Here is a 497-nt window from a genome sequence, read left to right as displayed (position 1 = left end):
GCTTGGCTTCTTCGGCCTGCAACTGGAGCATCTTGGAGATGGACAACAGCCTGCGCTTGTCTTTCCACGCCAAGCTTGAGTCTGATCTGAACTGACTCTGCTTAAGCTTCAGTTCAGATACTTTTGATGCCGGGGAATCAAAAACAGGTGAAGGATTACTTTGAATCGGCTCCTTCTTCGACCGCAAGACCTTCAGGGCTATCTCATCGCCGCTCTCAGCCTTCCATTTCAAAAAGTCATTCCAGCGGTTGAACGGGGTTTGTTCACGCAGCTCCGCGCGCTTTCCGGACATTTCCTTTTTTAAGGCTTCGATAGCCTCTGTCTTTCTGCCGGCAGCGAGAGCAATTAACCGGCTACGATCTTTGATTCTAAGTTTTTTGTCATTCTTAAGGGCCTTGATCTTGCCATCCCAATAGGAACTGGTCTGCTTCCAGCGGCCATCCTGCTCTTCGCGCAGATCCTCATAGCCCTTTTTCCTGCCGGAAACAGCGGCCCGA

Annotated in this window: 1 protein-coding gene; it reads right to left on the bottom strand. The window is 50.9% G+C overall.

Going from position 1 to position 497, the window contains the following annotated elements; all coding sequences use genetic code 11:
- Window positions 1-292, bottom strand: a 292-nt coding sequence (locus D0S45_20805) for a relaxase (protein ID TIH06008.1), incomplete at its 3' end; no start/stop codon positions are given.
- Window positions 293-497 lie beyond the last annotated feature (205 nt).

Source organism: Marinifilum sp. JC120 (assembly GCA_004923195.1).
Taxonomy (GTDB): Bacteria; Desulfobacterota; Desulfovibrionia; order Desulfovibrionales; family Desulfovibrionaceae; genus Maridesulfovibrio.
The sequence above is the reverse complement of the archived record's forward strand: the minus strand, read 5'-3'. Positions and strand labels throughout refer to the sequence as shown.